Source organism: Pseudomonas sp. F(2018), from assembly GCF_005508865.1.
Taxonomy (GTDB): Bacteria; Pseudomonadota; Gammaproteobacteria; order Pseudomonadales; family Pseudomonadaceae; genus Aquipseudomonas.
Map to the genome: position 1 here is coordinate 490329 of NZ_SCOM01000003.1, position 21531 is coordinate 511859.

Consider the following 21531-nt stretch of genomic DNA (forward strand, 5'->3'; position numbering starts at 1 on the left):
AGGGATGCGGCGGGGTTGCGCTCAGAGGTTGAGCAGCAGGTAGTGGTCCGCCAGCAGGGCGATGAACAGCAGGAACAGGTACCAGATACTGTACTTGAAGGTGTTGATCGCGGCGTGCGGCCGGCTGTCACGGTACAGCACCCAGGCCCAGAACATGAAGCGCCCGCCGAGCACCAGCGCGGCGGCAAGATAGAGCGGCCCGCTCATGTGGATGGCGTAGGGCAGCAGGGTCACGGCCAGCATCACAGCGGTGTACAGCAGGATGTGCACCTTGGTGTAGTGCTCGCCGTGGGTCACCGGCAGCATGGGGATGTCGGCCTTGGCGTATTCCTCCTTGCGGTGGATGGCCAGGGCCCAGAAGTGCGGCGGCGTCCAGGCGAAGATGATCAGCACCAGCAGCAGCGGCTCGGCACTGATATGCCCGGTGACTGCGACCCAGCCCAGCAGCGGCGGCGCGGCACCGGCCAGGCCGCCGATCACGATGTTCTGCGGCGTGGCGCGCTTGAGGAAGCCGGTGTAGAGCACCGCATAACCGAGCAGCGAGGCCAGGGTCAGCCAGGCGGCCAGCTCGTTGGTGAAGCTGAGCAGCAGCGCCATCCCGGCCACCGCCAGCAGCAGGGCGAAGCCCAGCGCTGCCGGCACCGAGAGCCGCCCGGCGGTGACCGGACGCTTGTGGGTGCGTGCCATGATCGAGTCGATGCGCCGGTCGACCACGTGGTTGACCGCTGCCGCCGCACCGGCGCACAGGCCGATGCCGAGGTTGCCGAACACCAGCACGGTCCAGGGCACGCCGGCTCGGGTGGCGAGGAACATGCCCACCAGCGAGGTGATCAGCATCAGCAGCACCACCCGGGGCTTGGTCAGCTCCAGGTAGTCGCGCCAGCTGGCGGATTCGGAGTGGGCTCGCAGCGCAGTAGCCATGGCGTATCTCCTTGCTTATTTACCCAGCGGAGCGAGGCGGGCAGAGGCCAGGTCGGCCTCCACGCGCTGGCTCGCCGCCAGGGGAACCGCCCGCAGGCGATAGTTGATCAGCACCAGCACCAGCAGCAGCGCGGCGCCACCGGCGTTGTGCGCCACGGCCACGGCCAGCGGCAGGTGCAGCAGCACGTTGCTCACGCCCAGGCTGACCTGCGCGGCCAGCGCCAGCAGTAGCAGACCGGCCAGGCGACCGAGCCCAGCCGCGCGCAAACGCCAGGCCAGCAGCAGCAGGACCAGGCTGAGCACCACCGCGCCGAGCCGATGGGTCATATGGATGGCGGTACGGGCGTCGCTGTCCAGCTGGCCGCCCAGGTAGTTGGGGCCGATGTGCTGGCTCAGGTGGAAGCCGTTGGCGAAGTCCATCTCCGGCCACCATTCGCCATGGCAGGTCGGCAGGTCGACGCAGGCCACAGCCGCATAGTTGGAGCTGACCCAGCCGCCCAGGGCGATCTGGCAGCCCGCCAGCACCAGCGCCAGGCCGGCCAGTGCGCGCAGGCGCAGGGAGAGGCCGGGCAATACCGGCAGCGCGCCGGACAGACGCAGACTGAGCAGAAACAGCAGGGCCAGGGTGGTGAAGCCGCCGAGCAGGTGTGCGGTGACCACCTGCGGCCACAGCTTGAGGGTGACCGTCCACATGCCGAAAGCCGCCTGGGCGATGACCACGCCGAGCAACAGCAGCGGAAGCTTCAGCGGCTGGCCATCGACTCCACGACGACGCAGGGCCTGCACGGCCAGACCGAGGATGACCAGGCCAAGGGTGCCGGCGAAGTAGCGGTGGACCATCTCGTTCCAGCCCTTCTCCACCTCCACCGGCGCCTCGGGGAAGCGCACCTCGGCCAGGGTCTGCTTGTGCTCGCTCATCGGCACGCCGATGAATCCGTAGCAACCCGGCCAATCCGGGCAACCGAGGCCGGCGTGGGTCAGCCGGGTATAGGCGCCGAGTAGCACCACCACCACCGCCAGTGCGGTGGCGAACAGGGCCAGGCGGTAACCGGGCAGGGTCTTGCGTTCACTCATCCGGGGCCTCTCTTGTTGTTATGGGCCGGCAGTCCGAGTCGCTCAGCCGATCTGCGACAGCTTCAGCAGCAGGCGCAGGTCGTTGAGGACGTCCTTGCCCTTGGTCTTGGCGTCATAGCGCAGCACCAGGTTGCCGTTCGGGTCGACGATCCACAGCTGGGCGCCCTCGGCGGCCGGCACAGCCTTCTCGTAACGCAGGCTGTCCAGGCTGTAACGGCCCAGCTGCGGATACTCGCGCTGCAGCTGCTGGTCATAGTCGGCGGCCAGCGGGCGAGAAACGGCCAGACCGTGGACCGCGCGGGCGGCCTCGCGATTGAGGCCGATATGGATCTGCCGGGCGGCGTAGATCAGCTGGCGACAGTCGTCGGCACAATCGCCGCTGGTGGTGACCAGCAGTTGCCAGCGCTCCTGCTGGGCACCGACCACGCCGATGTCGGCCAGCTGGCTGCCGTCGCCGATCAGGGCACCGTGATAGTTGCGCGCATCCGGCACCCAGAAGCGCCACTGGTACATGGCGGTGGCGAGGATCATCGGGCCGATCGCCACCAGCAGCAGCAGGATCAACTGCCAGCGCCCGCGGGCACGCGCCGGCGGCGCCTCAGGAGTGGAAAGGGCCGGATTCATGGCTGGGCTCATGCTGTTTCTCCCGCACGGTCTGTCTTGAATTGTGTATGCCGAGATAGAGGTAGAGGCCGACCAGGGCGCCGGCCAAGGCAAACCACTGCACGGCATAACCCGTGTGCTTTTCCGGGCTCATGGCCACCAGCGGCCATTCGGCCTGGTAGGCGGCGGGGCCGGGCTCGAGGCGCACCTCGTAGGCCATGCCGCCACGACCGAGCTGGCGCCACAGGCGCTCGGGCTCGACGGCGGTGATCAACCGCGGCCAGGTGTTGCCCGCCGGGTCGGCCTGCAGCTGGAAGGCCTCGCCAACCGGCACGTAGACCCGCGCCACCAGTTCCAGCGGCTGTTGCGGGGTAGTGAATTTGGGGGGATTGCGTCGGTCCGGCCAGGGTAGCCAGCCGCGGTTGACCAGCAGCCAGAGGCCGCTGGGCTGGTCATAGAAGGGTTGCAACAGCTCGACGCCGACCTGACCGCCACGCTGGCGATTGTCCAGCAACAGACTGTGGCCCTCGTCGAACTGGCCCTGCAGGCGGATGCGCATGTGGGCGAGATCGCTGCGCCGCTCCAGGTCGGTCACGGCGACGGGCTCGGCGTGCTGGCGCGCCTCGAAGCCGGCGAGCAGGGCATGCTTTTCCTCGGCACGCGTCAGCTGCCAGAAACCCAGGCCGACCAGCAGCGGCAGCAGCAGGGCCACCACGATGCTGGGCAACACGCCCGGGCGAAAACCGCTCATGACCTTCCCCCGAAGATCAGGATGCGGCTGGCTATACTGGAACTGCACACCATCTACCTCGTCCCCCGGAGTCACGCATGCTCAAAGCCGCGATCATCCTCCTGCTGCTGGCCACCCTGGTCAGCCTGTTCAGCGGCCTGTTCTTCCTGGTCAAGGACGACGGCCGCGGCTCGCGGGTGGTCAACGCCCTGACCGTCCGCGTGATCCTGGCCGCCGCGACCCTGGCGCTGATCGCCTGGGGCTTCTACAGCGGCCAACTGGTTTCTCATGCCACCTGGTAGGTGGCCCCGTTACAGCACGTAGACGAAGACGAACAGACCGATCCACACCACGTCGACGAAGTGCCAGTACCAGCTGGCCGCTTCGAAGGCGAAGTGCTGGTCGGCATTGAAGTGCCCGCGCCACACCCGCACCAGCATCACCGTGAGCATCAGCGCGCCCAAAGTCACGTGTGCACCGTGGAAACCGGTGAGCATGAAGAAGGTCGCGCCGTAGATGCCCGAACCCAGGGTCAGACCCAGTTCGCTGTAGGCGTGAACGTATTCCTCGACCTGGAAGAACAGGAAGGCGATGCCGAGCAGCACGGTCAGCGCCAGCCAGATCTTCAGCTGCTTGCGGTTATCCTTCTTCAGCGCGTGGTGGGCGAAGGTCACGGTGAAGCTGGAGGTCACCAGCAGAATGGTGTTGAGCAGCGGCAGCCCCCAGGCCGAGATCACGCCACTGGGCGCGGGGAAGAGTTTCGGATCCGGGTTGTTCAGCAGCGGCCAGGTGTACTCGAAGTTTGGCCACAGCATGTTGGACACGCCCTTGTCGCCCTCACCGCCGAGCCAGGGAGCGGCCCAGGTACGCACGTAGAACAGCACGCCGAAGAAGGCGGCGAAGAACATCACCTCGGAGAAGATGAACCAGCTCATGCCCCAACGGAACGAGCGGTCCATCTGCGGACTGTACAGGCCTTCTCGACTTTCCTTGATCACGTTGCCGAACCAGCCGAACAGCATGTAGGCGAGGATCAGGCCACCGACGAAGAAGATCAGCGGGCCGTTGGACTCGGCGCGATCGGCCTTGAGGTCGTTGAACCAGGTGCCGACACCGTAGACGGTGGTGAGCATGCCGATGGTGGCGATAATCGGCCACTTGCTCTGGGCGGGAACGTAGTAGTTCTCGTGACTCGACATTTCTTGTTCTCCTTATGGAGCCGCCCGGCTAGGGGCTGTCTGGGCAAGAGTCGCCTGCGCGACGGGTGGTTTGCGCGCAGTGATATCGAACAGGGTATAGGCCAGGGTCAGGTGCTTCACATCCTTGGGTAGATCTCTGTCGACGATGAAGCGCACCGGCATCTCGATGCGCTCACCGGGTTGCAGCACCTGCTGGGTGAAGCAGAAGCACTCGGTCTTGTGGAAGAAGGCGGCGGCCTTGGACGGCGCGACGCTGGGGATGGCCTGGGCGGTCATCGGCTTGTCGGTGGGGTTGTAGGCGACGAACAGCATCTCGTTGCTCGCACCCGCCACCACCGTCAGCTCGTCCGCCTTGGGGCGGAACTCCCAGACCATGTCCGCGGCGTTGGTGGCGAGGAACTGCACGCGCACTTGGCGCGCCTCGTCCACCACCTGTGCGCCCTCGTAGGCCCCAGCGGTCTTGCCGTTGATGCCGAAGGCCTGGCACATCACGTCGTAGATCGGCACCAGCAGGAAGCCGAAGGCGAACATGCCGACCACCACCGCCAGCAGGCGGAGGACCAGGCGGCGGTTGTCCAGGGCTTCGCTCACGGGCGTGCTCCTACTTCACTTCCGGCGGAGTGGTGAAGGTGTGGTAGGGCGCCGGCGACGGCACCGTCCACTCCAGCCCCTCGGCACCGTCCCAGGGCTTGGCCGCGGCCGGCTTGCCGCTGCGGATGCACTTGATGACGATGAACAGGAAGAGGAACTGGGTGGCGCCGAAGGTGAAGGCGCCGATCGACGAGATCATATTGAAGTCGGCGAACTGCAGGTTGTAGTCCGGAATCCGCCGCGGCATGCCGGCCAGGCCGACGAAGTGCATCGGGAAGAACGCCATGTTCATGCCGATGAAGCTCATCCAGAAGTGCAGCTTGCCGAGGGTCTCGTCGTACATGTGGCCGGTCCACTTGGGCAGCCAGTAGTACGCCGAGGCGAAGATGCCGAAGATCGCCCCGGGCACCAGCACGTAGTGGAAGTGCGCCACCACGAAGTAGGTGTCGTGGTACTGGAAGTCCGCCGGGGCGATGGCCAGCATCAGGCCGGAGAAGCCGCCGATGGTGAACAGGATGACGAAGGCCACGGCGAACAGCATCGGCGTCTCGAAGGTCAGCGAGCCCTGCCACATGGTGCTCACCCAGTTGAACACCTTCACCCCGGTGGGCACGGCGATCAGCATGGTGGCGTACATGAAGAACAGCTCGCCGGTCAGCGGGATGCCGACGGTGAACATGTGGTGCGCCCAGACGATGAACGACAGGAAGGCGATCGAGGCAGTGGCGTAGACCATCGAGGTGTAGCCGAACAGCGGCTTGCGCGCGAAGGCCGGGATGATCGAGCTGACAGCGCCGAAGGCCGGCAGGATCATGATGTACACCTCGGGGTGGCCGAAGAACCAGAACACGTGCTGGAACAGCACCGGGTCGCCACCACCGGCCGCGCTGAAGAAGCTGGTGCCGAAGTGGATGTCCATCAGCATCATGGTCACCACCCCGGCCAGCACCGGCATCACCGCGATCAGCAGGAAGGCGGTGATCAGCCAGGTCCAGACGAACAGCGGCATCTTCATCAGGGTCATGCCCGGGGCGCGCAGGTTGAGGATGGTGGCGATCACGTTGATCGCGCCCATGATCGAGCTGATGCCCATCAGGTGGATGGCGAAGATGAAGAAGGTCACCGACTCCGGCGCATAGGTGGTCGACAGCGGCGCGTAGAAGGTCCAGCCGAAGTTGGGTCCGCCGCCCTCGGTGAACAGGGTGCTGACCAGCAGACCGAAGGCCGCCGGGAGCAACCAGAAGCTGAAGTTGTTCATCCGCGGCAGGGCCATGTCCGGCGCGCCGACCATCAGCGGGATCATCCAGTTGGCCAGGCCGACGAAGGCCGGCATCACCGCGCCGAACACCATGATCAGGCCGTGCATGGTGGTCATCTGGTTGAAGAAGGCCGGCTCGACGATCTGCAGGCCGGGCTGGAACAGTTCGGCGCGGATCACCATGGCCATGGACCCGCCGAGCAGGAACATGGCGAAGCTGAACCACAGGTACATCGAGCCGATGTCCTTGTGGTTGGTGGTGAGCACCCAGCGCATCAGGCCCTTGGCAGGGCCATGGTGATGGTCATGTCCGGCATGACCGTGGCCAGCATGGCCCGGATCGATCACTGCACTCATGTCCTTACTCCTGAGCCTGTTTGAACGCGAGGATGTCCTTCGGCGTGACCATGTCGTTCATGGCGTTGCCCCAGGCGTTGCGCTCGTAGGTGATGATGGCGGCGATGTCGACTTCCGACAGCTGCTTGCCGAACGCGGCCATGGCGGTGCCCGGCTTGCCCTGGACCACGATGTGGATGTGGTCGGCGACCGCGCCGGTGGCGATCTTCGAGCCCTTGAGCGCCGGGAACATCGGCGGCAGGCCCTCGCCGTTCGGCTGGTGGCAGGAGGCGCAGTTGGTCTGGTAGGCCTTCTCGCCACGGGCCATCAGCTCCTCGCGAGTCCACTCCTTGCTGGTCAGCTCCTTGATCTTGGCGGCTTCTTCCTTGCGCTCGGCCAGCCACTTGGCGAAGTCTTCCTTGCTCTTGGCCTCGACCACCACGGGCATGAAGCCGTGGTCCTTGCCGCACAGCTCGGTGCACTGGCCACGGTAGATGCCGGGCTCCTCGATGCGCGTCCAGGATTCGTTGACGAAGCCGGGGATGGCGTCCTTCTTCACGGCCAGGGCCGGCACCCACCAGGAATGGATCACGTCGGCGGCGGTGATCAGGAAACGCACCTTGGTGCCCACCGGCACCACCAGTGGCTGGTCGACCTCGAGCAGGTAGTGCTCGTCCTTCTCGGCCTTGTTGTAGATCTGGTCGGAAGGCGTGGCCAGGTTGCTGAAGAACTCGACGTCCTGGCCCAGGTACTTGTAGTGCCACTTCCACTGGTAACCGGTGACCTGGATGTCCAGCTCCGATTCGGAAGTGTCGTAGATGTCGATCAGGGTCTTGGTGGCCGGAACGGCCATCGCCACCAGGATGACGAAGGGCACGACGGTCCAGAGGATCTCAACCGTAGTGCTCTCGTGGAAGTGCGCCGGCTGCTGGCCGGTGGAGCGACGGTGGATCAGCATCGACCAGAACATCACGCCGAAGACGACCACGCCGATCACGACGCAGATCCAGAAAATGATCATGTGCAGGTCGAAGACTGAACGACTGACCTCGGTGACACCCGGCAGCATATTCACTGCCCACTCGGCGTGTGCCGAGCTGAGTGTCAACCACAGCAGGAGGCCCATCCAGACTCGTGGATGTCGCATCATTTGCGGGTTCCCCTCGTTGTTCTTGTTATCCCGCCGGCTAAGCCTGCGGCAAAGGGATCGACTGCCAAAACGGCTGGCTACTACTGTCGAAACCTCTCCGTGCCGAAGCCCGTCCGGTTCCATCAGGTAAACGCCTTGCGATTTCGAGTATAGCCAGCGACCGCGTCAGCACAACGCAGTCAGAAAAATAACGCCCCATTTCTGCGCCTGCCGTGCAGGCTTAGAGCGATGCGGGATGCGCCGCAGAGCGGCGCCTTGGATATAGCAACGCCGAATAAAAATTAAATAATTATGACAATCAGGTCTTAGCCGTCGCCCTTGGCCAGCTAACGTGAATTCTCGTTTGCTTGCCTCATGTCCCTGCCCGGAGCCGTCATGAATACCCTCGCCCTGCGCGATCAGATCCAGCGCGCCCTTGTCCACGAAACCTCCACCGGTGATCTGGCCCGCCAACTCGATAGCCAGCTCGACCGCCTCCATCCGACCATCCAGCTACCCACCCGCGATGCCCGTGGCGTGCTCGAACGCTTCGTCGCCGCCTACGTGGAGCAGGTGCCGGACGTACTCGACGCCGCTAATGCCGTGGCCCGCGAGGCCGGCATTGAGGCGCAGGTGAAACCGGTGCTCAAGCTGGCCGAACAGTTCTTCCTCAGCCCGCCGAGCATCATGGAGGGTCACCAGGGCCTTGATGCCTTGCTGGACGAGGCCTACCTGGCCCATCGCCTGGTCGAGGAAGTGAACGACCGCTACATCGCCCACCTGGGCCAGCCGCTGATCCCGCTGGATACCACGGTGGCCAACGTGATCGCCCATCAGCTGATCGGCGAGCCCTTCGCCAACCAGCTGGACGAAGCCGTGCACCATGCGGTGGAGGAGATGCTGGGCGAGCAGGTGTTCCAGCAGGACTCGGTGCAGGAATACCGCGCCCGCCTGAGCAATCCGCAGACGGTCGCGGCCTGGCAGAACTGGCCGTGCCTGTCGCGCCAGCTGGGCGTGGAGCTCGGCCTGCCGGCCTGAGCAAGCCGCAGATACAACGAGGCCCGCGATTGCGGGCCTTGTCGTTTCACTGGGACTGGTAGCGCGCTCTGGGCGTGGCCATCGGCACCACCTCGCCGTCCAGCGGCAGGAAGCTCCCGCTCTCGGCGTCGTAGGCACGGATCGCGCTGGTCTCGATGTCGTAGACCCAGCCATGGATGAACAGCTGGCCGCTGGCCACGCGCGCCGCCACCGAGGGGTGGGTGCACAGGTGGTTGAGCTGGGCCACCACGTTCTCCTCGGTGAGGATGCTCAGGGTGTCGTGGCCTTCGCAGCCGCAGTTGGCCTCGACCACCTTGAGCGCGACCTCGCTGTGGCGCAGCCAGGCCTTCACCGTCGGCATGCTTTCCAGGGTCTCGGGGGCCAGTACCGCCTTCATCGCGCCACAGTCGGAGTGGCCGCAGATGATGATGTGCTGCACGCCCAGGGCCAGCACCGCGTATTCGATGGCGGTGGAAACGCCACCCATCATCTGCCCGTAGGCCGGCACCACGTTGCCGACGTTGCGGGTGACGAACAGGTCGCCGGGCGCGCTCTGGGTGATCAGCTCGGGGACGATGCGCGAGTCGGCGCAGGTGATGAACATGGCGCGCGGGTTCTGCGCGCTGGCCAGCGCCTTGAACAGCTCTTCCTGTTGCGGGAAGACCTCGTTGCGGAAGCGCTTGAAGCCGCCGACGATGGCGTTCAGCGCCTCATCGGCGCTCTCCGGCGCGGTACGCGCCTGCAGGGGAATGGCGTTGTGCTTGTAGGGCATGGCGTCTCACCTCGTGCTGGACCGTCGCGCTTGCGCGCGGTGCGGATTATCGACCTGGCATGCGGACAGTTGCCAGCCCCGGTGAGTCACAATTCGTTTACAGCAACACCAGCTGCCGGCCGGGTGGGGCGAACTGGCCGCAATCGAGGTTGAAACCATCGCGGTGGGCCAGGCCGAGGCGTTTGCGCGCCAGGCTGAAGCGCTGCGACAGCAGATCGGCGAAGGCGCCCTCGCCGCGCATGCGGGTGCCGAAGCGGCTGTCGTAGTTCTTGCCGCCGCGGGACTGGCGGATCAGGCTCATCACATGCTCGGCGCGCTCGGGGAAGTGGCTGCGCAGCCACTCCTCGAACAGCTCGGCGATCTCCAGTGGCAGGCGCAGCAGCACGTAGCCGGCGGAACGGGCACCGGCGTCGCGGGCGGCCTCGAGAATCCGCTCCAGCTCCATGTCATTGATCATCGGAATGATCGGCGCCACCAGCGCGGTCACCGGCACCCCGGCCTGGTGCAGGCTGCGCATGGCCCGCAGGCGCGCACCGGGCGAGGCGGTGCGCGGCTCCATGATGCGCTTCAGCTCGTCGTCCAGGGTGGTCAGGCTGAACGCCACGCTGACCAGGTTGCGACTGGCCAGCTCCTGCAGCAGGTCGAGATCACGCAGGATCAGCGAGCTCTTGGTGATGATGTGCAGCGGATGGCGAAAGCGCAGCAGGATCTCCAGGGCCTGGCGGGTCAGGCGCTGCTCGCGCTCGATCGGCTGGTATGCATCGGTGTTGATGCCCAGGGCGATTGGCTGCGGCACGTAGCCGGGTTTGCTCAGCTCTTCTTCCAGGCGCTCGGCCAGGTTGGTCTTGGCGATCAGCCGGGTCTCGAAGTCGATGCCCGGCGACATGTCCCAATAGGCGTGGCTGGGCCGGGCGAAACAATAGATGCAGCCATGCTCGCAACCACGATAGGGATTCACCGAGCGGTCGAAGCCGACGTCCGGCGACTGGTTGCGGGTAATCACCGTCTTGGCCCGTTCCGCGCGCACCTCGGTGGCGCGGCAGGGTGGCGTCTCCTCCTGGAACCAGCCGTCATCCTCGACCTCGCTGCGGGTCGGGGCGAAGCGGTTGTGCGGGTTGCTGGCGGTGCCGCGACCACGGGGCGGCAAGGTGGCGGACATGGGTAGCGCTCCGAAATACTGTATGCATAAACAGTATTCTGATTCGCCCCCACACGCCAGCGCCGACTACTCTTCCTCGACCGGCGGCGGCGTGAACGGCTCGATCACATACTCGCGACCGTGGCGGCGGCAGTCCTCGAGGGTGCCCTCGGCGTTGCGCCGGGTGACCAGGAAGGTGCTGCCACGCGAATCCTCGGCGTCGATCACGCCGGTCTGCAGGTCAACGCCATCGCTCACTACCGCCGAGAGAAAACCATCGGCCCAGTCCTTCTCGCCATGCCAGCGCAGGATCATCTGTCCCTCGCGCCAGTGCACCGAGACGAACTCCAGTCCCTCGGCCCAGCGATAGCCCAGCAGGCAGAAATGGTTGGTGGCGGCATTCGCCTGCTGATGCGTCAGCAAGAGACGCAGCTCCGCCTCGGGGTGACAGTAGCGGGCCTCGCTGGCCGGATCGAAACGCGCATTCATGCCGGCGTAGATCGAGGGGCCGAATTCTTCGGTACCAGCAAATGAGCTGCTCGCCAGCAAGGCGAGCGCGAGGAGGCAGTTCTTCATTGACGTCCCTGTCGATGACGATGGCGTGAAGCGGCGGCAGGCGAACGACGCGCCGCGCCTTGGCCCTACTCGGGTTTCTTCAGCTTGGGATTGGGGAAGAACTGCACCGTCTGCCCCTTGCTCGCCGCCGGCTTGGGCGCAACCTGGTTGACCCGGGTGCCGACTTCCTTGGGCACCGACTGGCCCTGGGCGTTGAGGGTGTCGGCGTAGCCGCAGGCCACGCACTCCCGGTGCGGCGTGCCGTCCTCGTCCCACATCTTGATGGTGTCCATCGCGCTGCACGCCGGGCACACGGCGCCGGCGATAAAGCGCTTCTTCGGCTCGCTCATCACGCCGCCTCCTGGCTCAGGCCGAGGTGGCGCAGCAGGGCGTCGATGCTCGGTTCGCGGCCGCGGAAGTCGACGAACAGCACCATCGGCGCCTGCGAGCCGCCACGGGCCAGGATCGCCTCGCGGAAGGCGCGGCCGGTGGCCGGGTTGAGCACGCCGTCTTCCTCGAACTTGGAGAAGGCGTCGGCGGACAGCACTTCGGCCCACTTGTAGCTGTAGTAACCGGCCGCGTAACCGCCGGCGAAGATGTGCGCGAAGCTGTTGGCAAAGCGGTTGAAGACCGGCGGACGCACCACCGCCACCTCGTCGCGGATGCCTTCCAGCACCTGCAGCACGCTACGGCCGTCGCCGTGGGTGGCGTGCAGTTCGAAGTCGAACAGGCTGAACTCCAGCTGGCGCACCATCATCAGGCCGGACTGGAAGTTCTTCGCCGCCAGCATCTTGTCCAGCAGCGCCTGGGGCAGCGCTTCGCCGGACTCGTAATGGCCGGAGATCAGCGCCAGGCCCTCGGGCTCCCAGCACCAGTTCTCCATGAACTGGCTCGGCAGCTCCACCGCATCCCAGGCCACGCCGTTGATGCCGGAGGCGCCGGCGTGCTCGACGCGGGTCAGCAGGTGGTGCAGGCCATGACCGAACTCGTGGAACAGGGTGGTGACTTCGTCGTGGGTCAGCAGCGCCGGCTTGCCGCCGACCGCCGGGGTGAAGTTGCACACCAGGTTGGCCACCGGGCTGATCAGCTCACCCTGGGCCGAGCGGCGCTTGTCGCGGGCACCGTCCATCCAGGCGCCGCCGCGCTTGTTGGCGCGGGCGTAGAGGTCGAAGAAGAAGCGGCCAACGTGCTGGCCGTTCTCGCGGATCTCGAACAGGCGCACGTCCGGGTGCCAGGTGTCGAAGTCCTTGAGCTCATTGATCTCGATGCCGTAGAGCTTCTGCACGATGGCGAACAGGCCGGTCAGCACCTTGTCGATCGGGAACCAGGCGCGCACTTCCTCCTGGGAGATGCTGTAGCGCTGCTGGCGCAGCTTCTCGCTGAAGTAGCCGACGTCCCAGCTCGCCAGATCCTGCACGCCTTGCTCGGCGGCGAAGGCCTTGAGCTCTTCCAGGTCCTGGGCGGCGAACGGCTTGCTGCGCACGGCCAGGTCACGCAGGAAGTGCAGCACCTGCTCGGTGGACTCGGCCATCTTGCTGGCCAGGCTCAGCTCGCTGTAATGGGCGAAGCCGAGCAGGCGCGCCAGCTCCTGGCGCAGGTCGAGCAATTGTTCCATCACCGGGCCGTTGTCGTTCTGCCCGGCGTTCGGGCCCTGGTCGGAGGCGCGGGTGCAGTAGGCGGTGTACACCTCTTCGCGCAGGGCGCGATCGTCGGCGTAGGTCATCACCGCGTAATAGCTGGGGAATTCCAGGGTGATCAGCCAGCCGTCCAGCTCCTTGGCCTGGGCGGCTTGGGCCATCTGCGCCTTGGCCGAGTCGGTGAGGCCGGCAAGCAGGGACTCGTCGGTGATGTGCTTGGTCCAGGCCTGGGTGGCGTCGAGCAGCTGGTTGGAGAACTTGCTGGCCAGCTCGGAAAGCTTCATCTGGATCTCGCCGTAGCGCTTCTGCTGCTCGGCTGGCAGGTCGATGCCGCTCAGGCGGAAGTCGCGCAGGGCGTGTTCGAGGATGGTCTTCTGCGCCACGTCGAAGCCTTCTGCCGCCGGGCTCTTGGCCAGGGCGTCGTAGGCCTCGAACAGCGGCTTGTTCTGGCCCATCTCGGTCCAGTACTCGGACAGCTTGGGCAGGCAGGCCTCATACGCATTGCGCAGCTCGGCGTTGTTGCACACCGCATTGAGGTGGCTGACCGGGCTCCAGGCGCGCCCCAGGCGGGCGTTGAGCTCGTCCAGCGCCAGCACCAGGCCGTCCCAGCTCGGGTTGGCCTGCTGGGTCTTGAGCAGCTCGGCAATGGCCGCGCGGCTGTCGGCGAGGATCTGGTCGACGGCCGGCTCGACATGCTCGGGCTTGATCAGCGAGTAGGGCGGCAGGTCGAAGTCTTGCAGCAGGGGATTGGCAGCGGTCACGGCGAGGCACCTTTGATTGTGCGAATGCAGATACAGGTTATGGGGTCGCGAGCGACCTTTAACAACCGGAATGCGCCGAATGTTAATTACAATCGGCGGCAACCGCAGCCTGAAGGAGACTATCGTGGCGATTCGAACTTACCAGGACACCGCCCCGCAGCTGGGCCCGCGTGCCTTCGTCGACGCCTCGGCCGTGGTGATCGGCGACGTGGTGCTCGGCGAGGACGCCTCGGTGTGGCCGATGGCCGTGGTGCGCGGCGATATGCACCGGATCAGGATCGGCGCGCGCACCAGCGTGCAGGACGGCAGCGTGCTGCACATCACCCACGCCGGGCCGTTCAACCCGGACGGCTACCCGCTGCTGATCGGCGACGAGGTGACCATCGGCCACAACGTCACCCTGCACGGCTGCACCCTGGGCAACCGCATCCTGGTCGGCATGGGTAGCATCGTGATGGACGGCGCGGTGGTCGAGGACGAGGTGGTGATCGGTGCCGGCTCCCTGGTGCCGCCGGGCAAGGTGCTGCAGAGCGGCTACCTGTACGTCGGCAGCCCGGTGAAGCAGGCCCGCGCCCTTACCGACAAGGAACGCGCGTTCTTCGCCTACAGCGCGGCCAACTACGTGAAGCTCAAGGACGTGCACCTGGCCGAGGGCTACGACCGGTGAACGGCTTCACGCCCTCCGCCTAGCACACTGGGCGCGGATGGACCCTGCGCCTACTCTGGACGCCCTCGAAAAGGATTTTGCCGATGACCAACCCCTTCGCTACCTCCGCTCCCCAGCCGGCCGCCGAGCGCCCAGCCTCGCAACAGCCCTGTGCCTTCGGCGCCATGGGGGCGCTGGTGATGCTGCAAAGCCTGGTGGTCGGCAATCTGCTGGCCGCGCTGAACCACGCCGAGTTCGGCGACTACCTGCTCGGCAACCTGATGCATCTGCTGCCGGGCTGGCTGTGCAGCATCCTGCTCGGCGGGCTGGCCGCCACCCTGCTGGTCGCCAGCCATCAGGAGCGCCATGCGGCGGTCCTGGTCAAACCCGGCCGGGTGCTACTGGCGGTTGCCGCCGCCATCGTGCTGGCCGGCCTGCTCTACGGCATGTTGTCAGCCTATCTGCTCTCCGGCCTGTATGGCTGGCTCAGTGAGCACGGCAGTCTGACGGGGCTGTACCAGCCGCTGGTGTTCGAGCCGCTGGGCCTGCTGGCCTTCGCTCTGACCAACCTGCTACCGCTGTGGCTCGGCCTGCGCCTGGGCGCGCGGCAAGCCTGCGTACCGGCCCCGGTGGGGCGCACCAGTGTGGCGGCGCTGCTGGCGCTGTGCGTCCTGCTGCTGAGCCTGAAGACCCTGGACATCCTGATCAAACAGGTGGTGCCGGGTTACAGCGCGGCCCTGCCGCTGGCCTTGGCCTGCCTGACTCCTCTGCTCGGCGCCGCGCTGGTGTTCGCCAGCAGCTGGAGCGCGCTGCCGGCGCGCCTGCATCGGCTGAGAGCGGGGCAACTGCTGCTCACCGCCCTGGCGATCTTCGTCGTGTGGATGCTGGCCCAGCTGCTGGTCGCCGGTCTGCTGGTGATGTATGCGCTGGCCGATCGCGGCAGCGAGCTGTTCCATCCCGCGCTGCTGCTGGCTTTGGGCATCGGCGTGCTGGCGCTGCTGTGGCCGCTGACCGTGCTGGGCCTGCGCTGGATCTATCGCGCCGCGGCGGCCTGAGCGACTCACTCGTTCTTCTGGTAGATGATCTTGCGGCTGCCACCCTCGCAGCTGCCGACCACCATGTTGGGGTCTTCCACGTCGGCGGCCGGCACTATCTCCAGGGTGTAGCTGGTCACCTTGGCCGCCTGGATCTTCACCTCGATCTCGCGCTTCAGCGCTTCGCAGGGCTTGGGCGCGGCGAGGGCGCCGCCGCATAGCAGGGTGGCCAGGGCGGCCGCAAACCAGCGCTTCATCGCATGCTCCTCGGGATGGAATCAGGCAGTTCTAGTTCCGATCGGCCAGCGCCGCCAGGGTTCGCTCGCGTTGCTCTGCGTCCAGCTCACCCAGGGCGGCGGCGCGGCGGTAGAACTCCGCCCAGTCGCCGTCGGCCAGGTGGAACAGCGCGGCGAACGCCTCCACCCACTGGTCGTAGAGGCCGAACGGCAGCAGCCGGGCGTTGTTCAGCGGCTGGGCGACCCAGGCGTCGTAGCGCCGATCGCCACCCCACTCGCCGTCGCGCAGGGCGCGGTATTCGGCACGCAGGCGCGCGAACTCGGCGGCCTTGCCGGCGCGCTTGTGTTCATCGCTGGTCGGGCCGTCGTAGAGCGCCTGCAGACGCTCGCGGCTGGCCAGGATCAGCTCGGTGAACTGGCGCCGCTGTTGCTCCTCACCCGCGTCCACCGGAGCCAGGCCGCGGGCGGCACGCCACTGGCGCAGGCCCTCCTGCTCGACGAAGCTGGCGAAGGACTCGTTGAACGCCGTGTCGTCGGCCACGTACAGCTGCTGGTGCGCCAGCTCGTGGAAGATCACCGCGGCCAGGCGCTCGTCGTCCCAGCGCAGCATGGTGTTGAGGATGGGGTCGTCGAACCAGCCCAGGGTCGAATAGGCCTCGATGCCGGCCACATAGGTGTCCATGCCCTCGGCCTGCAGCAGGGCGGCGGCGCCACGGGCGCGTCCCTGCTGGTAGAAGCCGCGGTAGGCCACGCAGCCGGCGACGGGGAAGCAGTGGGTCAAAGGCGCCAGCGACAGCTCCGGCGTGGCGAATACATTCCACACCACATAGGGCCGCTGCAGATCCGCATACAGGCGATAGCTGCGGTTGTCCGGCAACGCCAGACGCGCGCTGGCGAAGTCGCGGGCCCGCTGGGCCAGCGCCAGGCGGCGCTGCAGCTGGGGATCGGCCTGCGCATCGGCGAGCAGCTCGGCCACCGGCTGGCGCGCGGCGAGCAGGTCGAGCTGGCCACGGCTGACCTGGGCGTAATAGTCGAGGCTGGCGCAACCGCTCAGCAGAACGCCGAGCCACAGCGGAACCAGGCACCGCGCGCGGCGGTCGAGTAGGGCGATAGGCATCTCGCGAGCCTATTGCATTGCCCCTCTGCCTAGGAAGCCCGCCATGCGCACACCTCTGTTGCTCTGCCTGCCCGTTCTGCTCGGCGGCTGTTCCCTGCTGATGCCTTTTCACGATCCCGCGCAGGCCTGGATCGAACTGCACGAGCGCCACGACGGCCGCCTGGAGGCGGTGCAGGTAGACGGCAAGACGCTGGACGACGACCGCTACTTCCAGATTCCTCCGGGCCGCCACGAGTTGCAGGTGCGCCTGCGCTTCGAGGTGGCGCCCGCCAACACCGGCGCGCAGCAGAGCCTGCCGCGCACCTGCCTGCTGACCCTCGACTACGCCGACTTCGCCGCCGGCCAGCGCTATCGACTCAAAGCCGGCAGCCGCGGCTTTCGCCCCTGGGCGCAGTTGCAGGACGAGCGTGGCGAAGACCTGGCGAGGGCTCGCGAGGGCCGCTGCGGCGCCGTCTGATCGGCGCTATGCTGGTCTTCTCCATCGTCGAGGAAACCGCCATGCGCCTGCCCCTGTTGCTGCCCCTGCTCGCCCTCGGCGCCTGCGCCAGCCCATTGCCGCCGGCGGACCCGCAACAGGCCTGGGTCGAGCTGTACGCCAGCCCCGGCTACACCCTGATGGCGCACAAGCTGGACGACCAGCAGACTCGCGACGGCCGCTACTTCCAGGTGGCACCCGGCGCCCACGAGCTGCAGGTGCGCTTCCAGTTCGAGGTGGCCGGCGGTGGCGGTGGTGAGTTCAGCAACGAGCCGATCCAGATGACCTGCCACCTGCGCTTCCGCTACGACGGCTTCGCCGCCGGCCAGCGCTACCGCATCGAGGCCCGGCCGCTGCAATACAAGGCCCAGGGCTGGCTGTACGGTGAGGGCCGCCAGGTGCTGGCGCGCGCCGACGTACTGCGCTGCAACACCTTCTGAGCGCCGCTCAGGCGTCCAGCGTCACCTGCAGGCTGATTTCGGCGTTGAGCAGCTTGGACACCGGGCAACCGGTCTTGGCCGTCTCCACCGCCTCCTCGAACTTGTTGCGGTCGGCGCCGGGAATCCTGGCGCGCAGGCTCAGGTGCACGGCGCTGATGCGAAAGCCGCCGTCCTCCTTCTCCAGCCACACCTCGGCCTGGGTATCGATGCTCTCGGCGAGCATGCCGCGCTCCTCCAGCTCCTTGGACAGGGCCATGGAGAAGCAGCCGGCATGGGCGGCGCCGATCAGCTCCTCGGGGTTGGTGCCGGGCTGATCCTCGAAGCGGGTGTTGAAGCCGTAGGGCTGGTCCTTCAGCGCGCCGCTCTGGGTGGAGATACGCCCCTTGCCGTCCTTGATGCCGCCCTGCCAGTGGGCCGAAGCCCTCTTCTTGATGGTCATGTGCTGCTCCTCTCGCGTGGGTGGATACCCAGTTGAGAGGAACGCCGCTGCGGCAAAGTTCGTCCTATCGCAGCCCGGCGACTATCTCGAAGCTGCGCAGGCGGTGCTCGGGCTGGTACAGGTCGCAGGTGAAGATCAGCTCGTCGGCGCCGCTCTGCTCCAGCAGCACCTCCAGACGCGCACGCACCTTCTCCGGCCCGCCGATCGCCGCCAGGCCGAGGAAGTCGCCGACCGCCTGCTGCTCGTGGGGCTGCCAGCGGCCGACCATGCTCTCCACTGGCGGGCGCAGCACCAGGCTTTGCCCGCGCATCAGCGCCAGCACCCGCTGGTAGGCGGTGGTGGCGAGGAATTCGGCTTCCTCGTCACTGGGCGCGGCGATCAGCGGCACGCCGATCATGGCGTAGGGTTTGGCCAGCGCGGCCGAGGGCTGGAAGTTCTCGCGGTAGATGCGCAGCGCCTGGTGCAGGTAGCGCGGCGCGAAGTGCGAGGCGAAGGCATAGGGCAGGCCCTTCTGCGCGGCCAGCTGGGCGCTGAACAGGCTGGAGCCGAGCAGCCAGATCGGCACCTGGCTGTCGACGCCCGGCACGGCCAGCACCGTCTGCCCGGGCTGGCGCGGGCCGAGCAGGGTTTCCAGCTCCTCGACGTCCTGCGGGAAGTCCTCGGCGCTGCCCAGGCGGTCGCGGCGCAGGGCGCGGGCGGTGGCCTGGTCGGCACCCGGCGCGCGGCCCAGGCCCAGTTCGATGCGGCCGGGGTAGAGCGCGGCGAGGGTGCCGAACTGCTCGGCCACCACCAGCGGCGCGTGGTTGGGCAGCATGATGCCGCCGGAGCCGAGGCGCAGGGTCGAGGTGTTGGCCGCCAGGTAGCCGAGCAGCACGGCGGTGGCGGAACTGGCGATGCCCTCCATGTTGTGGTGCTCAGCCACCCACATGCGCGAGAAGCCGAGGCTCTCCACGTGGCGGGCCAGGTCGAGGGATCGCTGCAGGGCGGGCGCGGCACCGATATCGTCGTCGCGCATGGGCGCCAGGTCGAGTACGGAGAATGGCGTGGTGGACAGCTTGCTCATAAGGCCTCCTCGGGTCATACCTGCTTTATGGGGTCGTCCCGGCGAAAGGCAAGCCGCCATTCGGCCGCGCCATGAAAAAGGCCGGAGCCCCTTGCGGAGACTCCGGCCTAGTTGCGGCTAGGTGATCAGCCGCGCTGGTAGACGATTTCCTTGGTGTCGGCTTCGCAGGTGCCAACCACCTGCTTGTCGCCGGCCGCACCCTTGTCGACCACTTCCAGGGTGTAGGCAGCCACGCCCTTGTCCTTGAGCTTGGCGTCGATCTCCGCCTTCAGCTCGTCGCAGGGTTTGCCAGCAGCCAAGGCAGAACCGGCCAGGGTGAACAGGGCCAGGCCCAGCATCATTTGCTTCATGGATAACGCTCCTTCGTAGGTGGACTCGCGGGGCAACCCGCCCCGGACCGACCAAGACTAGCCGACAGGCGCGGGCGAAACCGTGCGCCGCTCAGCTGTTGCTGATGCGGAAACCGACCTTGAGCTCGACCTGGTAATGCGCCACCTTGCCGTCGACGATGTGGCCACGGGTGTCGACGACCTCGAACCAGTCCATGTTGCGCACGGACTTGGCGCATTCGGCCAGGGCATTGGCGATGGCATCCTCGATGCTCACCTTGGAAGTGCCGACGACTTCGATTTTCTTGTAGGTACGGTGATCGGACATGTGCTTCTCCTTGGGCAGGCAGGCCTCTTCTTCACGCTAGCCAAGCCGGGCGAAAGCACAAGCGGGGCGCGACTCAACCCGCCAGTTCGCGGCCCAGCCACTGCGCCAGGCGCTCGGCGCGATCATCGCGGCTGCGCCCGGGCACCCACAGGGCCAAGCGGGCCGAGGTTTCGACAAAGCCCCAGGGCGCGACCAGGCGACCGCCTGCCAGGTCGTCCGCCACCAGCTGCTGCGGGGCGATGGCCACGCCGAGGCCGGCGGCGGCGGCTTCCAGCAGGTAATAGAGATGCTCGAAGCCCTGGCCCTGCTGCAGTCGTGCCACCTCCAGCCCCTGGGCCTCGGCCCACTGCGGCCAGGCCTGGGGGCGTGAGGCAGTGTGCAGCAGCGGCTCGCCGAGCAGGGCGGCGGCCGGTTCTCCACTCAGGCGCGCATGCCCCTGGTAACGCGGGCTCAACACCGGGCCGATGCGCTCCGCCGCCAGCTCGTACACCTGCATGTCCGCCGGCCAGGGTGGGGTGGCGAAGCACAGGGTGGCATCGACACCGGGCCGGCGCGGGTCCAGCTCGCCCTCGCTGGACGACAGCTGCAGACGCAGCTCGGGCAGCTCGCGGTTGAGCCGGTCCAGCCGCGGAATGAACCAACGCGCCAGCAGGCTGCCCGGACAGCCGAGGACGAAGGGCGCACCCTCCTGGCGCTGGCGCAGTTCGGCACAGGTGCTGCGCAGACGCTCGAAGCTCTCGGAGGCGACGTCACGCAGGCGCACCCCGGCATCGGTGAGTTTCACGCCGCGCCCATCCTTGTCGAACAGGCTGACCCCGAGCTGTTCCTCCAGCACCCGAATCTGCCGGCTCACCGCCCCATGAGTCACATGTAGTTCGGCCGCCGCCTGGCTGACGCTGAGCAGGCGAGCGGCGGCCTCGAAGGCGCGCAGGGCATTCAGCGGGGGCAGTTCTCGGCTCATCTCGTTACATCGCCAGGCGCGGCAGGAAACTGGTGTCGACGCTGTAGCGCCGGGGATTATCGGGGTCGATGCGTACCTGCAGTGAGTCACGCTGAACAAAGGGCAGCGGGTCGAACCACAGGTCTTCGCTGTAGAACAGATGTACCGCGCCGTTGGCCGGGTTCTGCCACTGGCAGACCAGTTGCCAGGCCGGCACATTGTTCAGCGTGGCAAAGGGGTTGCGGCGGATTTCGACGATACGCGCCTGCACCGCCTGGCCGCGTCTCTCCAACCGGGAACGCCTGCGCCTGGCTAGCGCTTCAGGCAGCACGAAGACCATGCCCCCCAGCAGAAAGATCGAGCCGAAGCTGCCCAGAATCAGGCTGACGAACCAGTTCTGCGTGAAGCCATCGATATGTGCGTTTTCTGGCTCTAGCGGGTCATAGAGCAGTTCGACCGACTCGCCGATCTCGTAGCCCGGCCGGCTGCATACCTGGCCAGGGAAAGTCACTCGTTCGCCCTGCCCAGTGGAGAACGCAATGCTGGGGCAGCCCCTGCCACTCACGGCCACCACGCTACCAGCCGTCCGCAGCATGCGTTCCTCTTCGTTCCATCTGTGAATCTGCAGCAGCAGTGCAACTATCAAGAGAAGGCCACCAAAGGCAGGAAAGACTAGCAACCAGCGATCATTCATCATCGACTTCCATGTCTTTATATGTCAGAAAAATTCACATATCCAGGC

27 protein-coding genes are annotated in these 21531 nt (G+C 66.6%); 6 read left to right on the plus strand and 21 right to left on the minus strand.

Features of this window, described 5'->3' with window-relative positions; translation table 11 throughout:
* Positions 1 to 21: 21 nt before the first annotated feature.
* From cyoE to FFS62_RS16175, 4 genes are read right to left on the minus strand one after another with little or no spacing between them, the layout of a single operon-like run.
* Positions 22 to 921: a heme o synthase gene (cyoE, locus tag FFS62_RS16160; protein WP_137973858.1), complete on the minus strand. Its 900-nt coding sequence runs from the start codon at positions 919 to 921 to the stop codon at positions 22 to 24.
* 15 nt (positions 922 to 936) lie between these two features.
* Positions 937 to 1995, minus strand: coding sequence for a heme A synthase (locus tag FFS62_RS16165; protein ID WP_137973859.1), 1059 nt, complete (start codon positions 1993 to 1995; stop codon positions 937 to 939).
* 42 nt (positions 1996 to 2037) lie between these two features.
* Entirely contained in the window at positions 2038 to 2619 is a 582-nt protein-coding gene (locus tag FFS62_RS16170) for a hypothetical protein (protein WP_137974017.1), read from the minus strand.
* Positions 2594 to 3349, minus strand: a complete 756-nt coding sequence (locus tag FFS62_RS16175) for an SURF1 family protein (RefSeq protein WP_137973860.1) — start codon at positions 3347 to 3349, stop codon at positions 2594 to 2596. The genes FFS62_RS16170 and FFS62_RS16175 overlap by 26 nt, the downstream gene beginning before the upstream one ends.
* Before the next feature lie 77 nt (positions 3350 to 3426).
* On the opposite strand from FFS62_RS16175, the gene FFS62_RS16180 reads away from it, so the two are divergent.
* Positions 3427 to 3630 carry a twin transmembrane helix small protein gene (locus FFS62_RS16180; RefSeq protein WP_137973861.1) on the plus strand — a complete coding sequence of 68 codons (204 nt, stop codon included), beginning with the start codon at positions 3427 to 3429 and terminating at the stop codon, positions 3628 to 3630.
* Between the two features lie 9 nt (positions 3631 to 3639).
* Here FFS62_RS16180 and FFS62_RS16185 read toward each other — a convergent pair whose 3' ends face one another.
* The 4 genes from FFS62_RS16185 to coxB are packed head-to-tail and all read right to left on the minus strand — an operon-like array spanning position 3640 to position 7862.
* A complete protein-coding gene (locus FFS62_RS16185) occupies positions 3640 to 4527 on the minus strand; it encodes a cytochrome c oxidase subunit 3 (protein WP_137973862.1) in 888 nt (295 codons plus the stop codon).
* Between the two features lie 12 nt (positions 4528 to 4539).
* Positions 4540 to 5118 carry a cytochrome c oxidase assembly protein gene (locus tag FFS62_RS16190; RefSeq protein WP_137973863.1) on the minus strand — a complete coding sequence of 193 codons (579 nt, stop codon included), beginning with the start codon at positions 5116 to 5118 and terminating at the stop codon, positions 4540 to 4542.
* A 10-nt stretch (positions 5119 to 5128) separates the two neighbouring features.
* On the minus strand, positions 5129 to 6733 hold the full coding sequence (ctaD, locus tag FFS62_RS16195; protein ID WP_137973864.1) for a cytochrome c oxidase subunit I: 1605 nt from the start codon (positions 6731 to 6733) through the stop codon (positions 5129 to 5131).
* Positions 6734 to 6737: 4 nt separating this feature from the next.
* On the minus strand, positions 6738 to 7862 hold the full coding sequence (coxB, locus tag FFS62_RS16200) for a cytochrome c oxidase subunit II (protein WP_171016355.1): 1125 nt from the start codon (positions 7860 to 7862) through the stop codon (positions 6738 to 6740).
* 375 nt (positions 7863 to 8237) lie between these two features.
* Between coxB and FFS62_RS16205 the strand changes: the two genes are divergently transcribed.
* Positions 8238 to 8879, plus strand: coding sequence for a hypothetical protein (locus FFS62_RS16205; RefSeq protein WP_137973866.1), 642 nt, complete (start codon positions 8238 to 8240; stop codon positions 8877 to 8879).
* 46 nt (positions 8880 to 8925) lie between these two features.
* Here the strand turns inward: FFS62_RS16205 and FFS62_RS16210 are convergent, their stop codons facing one another.
* The 5 genes from FFS62_RS16210 to prlC all read right to left on the minus strand — a co-directional run bounded on the left by FFS62_RS16210 (position 8926) and on the right by prlC (position 13742).
* Entirely contained in the window at positions 8926 to 9651 is a 726-nt protein-coding gene (locus tag FFS62_RS16210; RefSeq protein WP_137973867.1) for a carbonic anhydrase, read from the minus strand.
* Between the two features lie 97 nt (positions 9652 to 9748).
* Positions 9749 to 10810 (minus strand): PA0069 family radical SAM protein, encoded by a 1062-nt coding sequence (locus FFS62_RS16215; protein WP_137973868.1) that lies wholly within the window; start codon positions 10808 to 10810, stop codon positions 9749 to 9751.
* Between the two features lie 66 nt (positions 10811 to 10876).
* Positions 10877 to 11365 (minus strand): hypothetical protein, encoded by a 489-nt coding sequence (locus FFS62_RS16220; protein WP_137973869.1) that lies wholly within the window; start codon positions 11363 to 11365, stop codon positions 10877 to 10879.
* Between the two features lie 65 nt (positions 11366 to 11430).
* The gene (locus tag FFS62_RS16225) at positions 11431 to 11694 is read right to left on the minus strand and encodes a YheV family putative zinc ribbon protein (protein ID WP_137973870.1); all 264 of its coding nucleotides are present in this window, start codon (positions 11692 to 11694) and stop codon (positions 11431 to 11433) included.
* Positions 11694 to 13742 (minus strand): oligopeptidase A, encoded by a 2049-nt coding sequence (gene prlC / locus FFS62_RS16230; protein ID WP_137973871.1) that lies wholly within the window; start codon positions 13740 to 13742, stop codon positions 11694 to 11696. Before prlC ends, FFS62_RS16225 begins: the two co-directional genes overlap by 1 nt.
* A 124-nt stretch (positions 13743 to 13866) precedes the next feature.
* Here prlC and FFS62_RS16235 point away from each other — a divergent pair, with 124 nt between their 5' ends.
* A complete protein-coding gene (locus tag FFS62_RS16235; RefSeq protein ID WP_137973872.1) occupies positions 13867 to 14409 on the plus strand; it encodes a gamma carbonic anhydrase family protein in 543 nt (180 codons plus the stop codon).
* 83 nt (positions 14410 to 14492) lie between these two features.
* Positions 14493 to 15443 carry a hypothetical protein gene (locus tag FFS62_RS16240; RefSeq protein WP_137973873.1) on the plus strand — a complete coding sequence of 317 codons (951 nt, stop codon included), beginning with the start codon at positions 14493 to 14495 and terminating at the stop codon, positions 15441 to 15443.
* Positions 15444 to 15448: 5 nt separating this feature from the next.
* Here the strand turns inward: FFS62_RS16240 and FFS62_RS16245 are convergent, their stop codons facing one another.
* Together FFS62_RS16245 and FFS62_RS16250 are read right to left on the minus strand one after the other, a co-directional pair.
* The gene (locus FFS62_RS16245) at positions 15449 to 15679 is read right to left on the minus strand and encodes a DUF1161 domain-containing protein (protein ID WP_137973874.1); all 231 of its coding nucleotides are present in this window, start codon (positions 15677 to 15679) and stop codon (positions 15449 to 15451) included.
* A 31-nt stretch (positions 15680 to 15710) separates the two neighbouring features.
* Positions 15711 to 16775, minus strand: coding sequence for an aminopeptidase (locus FFS62_RS16250; RefSeq protein ID WP_137973875.1), 1065 nt, complete (start codon positions 16773 to 16775; stop codon positions 15711 to 15713).
* A 43-nt stretch (positions 16776 to 16818) separates the two neighbouring features.
* Here FFS62_RS16250 and FFS62_RS16255 point away from each other — a divergent pair, with 43 nt between their 5' ends.
* Both FFS62_RS16255 and FFS62_RS16260 read left to right on the plus strand, forming a co-directional pair.
* Positions 16819 to 17232: a hypothetical protein gene (locus tag FFS62_RS16255; RefSeq protein ID WP_137973876.1), complete on the plus strand. Its 414-nt coding sequence runs from the start codon at positions 16819 to 16821 to the stop codon at positions 17230 to 17232.
* A 41-nt stretch (positions 17233 to 17273) separates the two neighbouring features.
* On the plus strand, positions 17274 to 17690 hold the full coding sequence (locus tag FFS62_RS16260) for a hypothetical protein (protein WP_137974018.1): 417 nt from the start codon (positions 17274 to 17276) through the stop codon (positions 17688 to 17690).
* Positions 17691 to 17697: 7 nt separating this feature from the next.
* Here FFS62_RS16260 and FFS62_RS16265 read toward each other — a convergent pair whose 3' ends face one another.
* The 6 genes from FFS62_RS16265 to FFS62_RS16290 form a co-directional block, all read right to left on the minus strand.
* Positions 17698 to 18123, minus strand: a complete 426-nt coding sequence (locus FFS62_RS16265) for an OsmC family protein (RefSeq protein WP_137974019.1) — start codon at positions 18121 to 18123, stop codon at positions 17698 to 17700.
* 70 nt (positions 18124 to 18193) lie between these two features.
* Positions 18194 to 19192 carry an LLM class flavin-dependent oxidoreductase gene (locus FFS62_RS16270; protein ID WP_137973877.1) on the minus strand — a complete coding sequence of 333 codons (999 nt, stop codon included), beginning with the start codon at positions 19190 to 19192 and terminating at the stop codon, positions 18194 to 18196.
* A 125-nt stretch (positions 19193 to 19317) separates the two neighbouring features.
* The gene (locus FFS62_RS16275; protein ID WP_137973878.1) at positions 19318 to 19542 is read right to left on the minus strand and encodes a DUF1161 domain-containing protein; all 225 of its coding nucleotides are present in this window, start codon (positions 19540 to 19542) and stop codon (positions 19318 to 19320) included.
* 91 nt (positions 19543 to 19633) lie between these two features.
* The gene (locus FFS62_RS16280; protein ID WP_137973879.1) at positions 19634 to 19849 is read right to left on the minus strand and encodes a dodecin; all 216 of its coding nucleotides are present in this window, start codon (positions 19847 to 19849) and stop codon (positions 19634 to 19636) included.
* Between the two features lie 73 nt (positions 19850 to 19922).
* A complete protein-coding gene (locus tag FFS62_RS16285) occupies positions 19923 to 20810 on the minus strand; it encodes a LysR family transcriptional regulator (protein WP_137973880.1) in 888 nt (295 codons plus the stop codon).
* A 4-nt stretch (positions 20811 to 20814) separates the two neighbouring features.
* On the minus strand, positions 20815 to 21483 hold the full coding sequence (locus tag FFS62_RS16290; RefSeq protein ID WP_171016357.1) for a DUF3592 domain-containing protein: 669 nt from the start codon (positions 21481 to 21483) through the stop codon (positions 20815 to 20817).
* Positions 21484 to 21531: the final 48 nt, after the last annotated feature.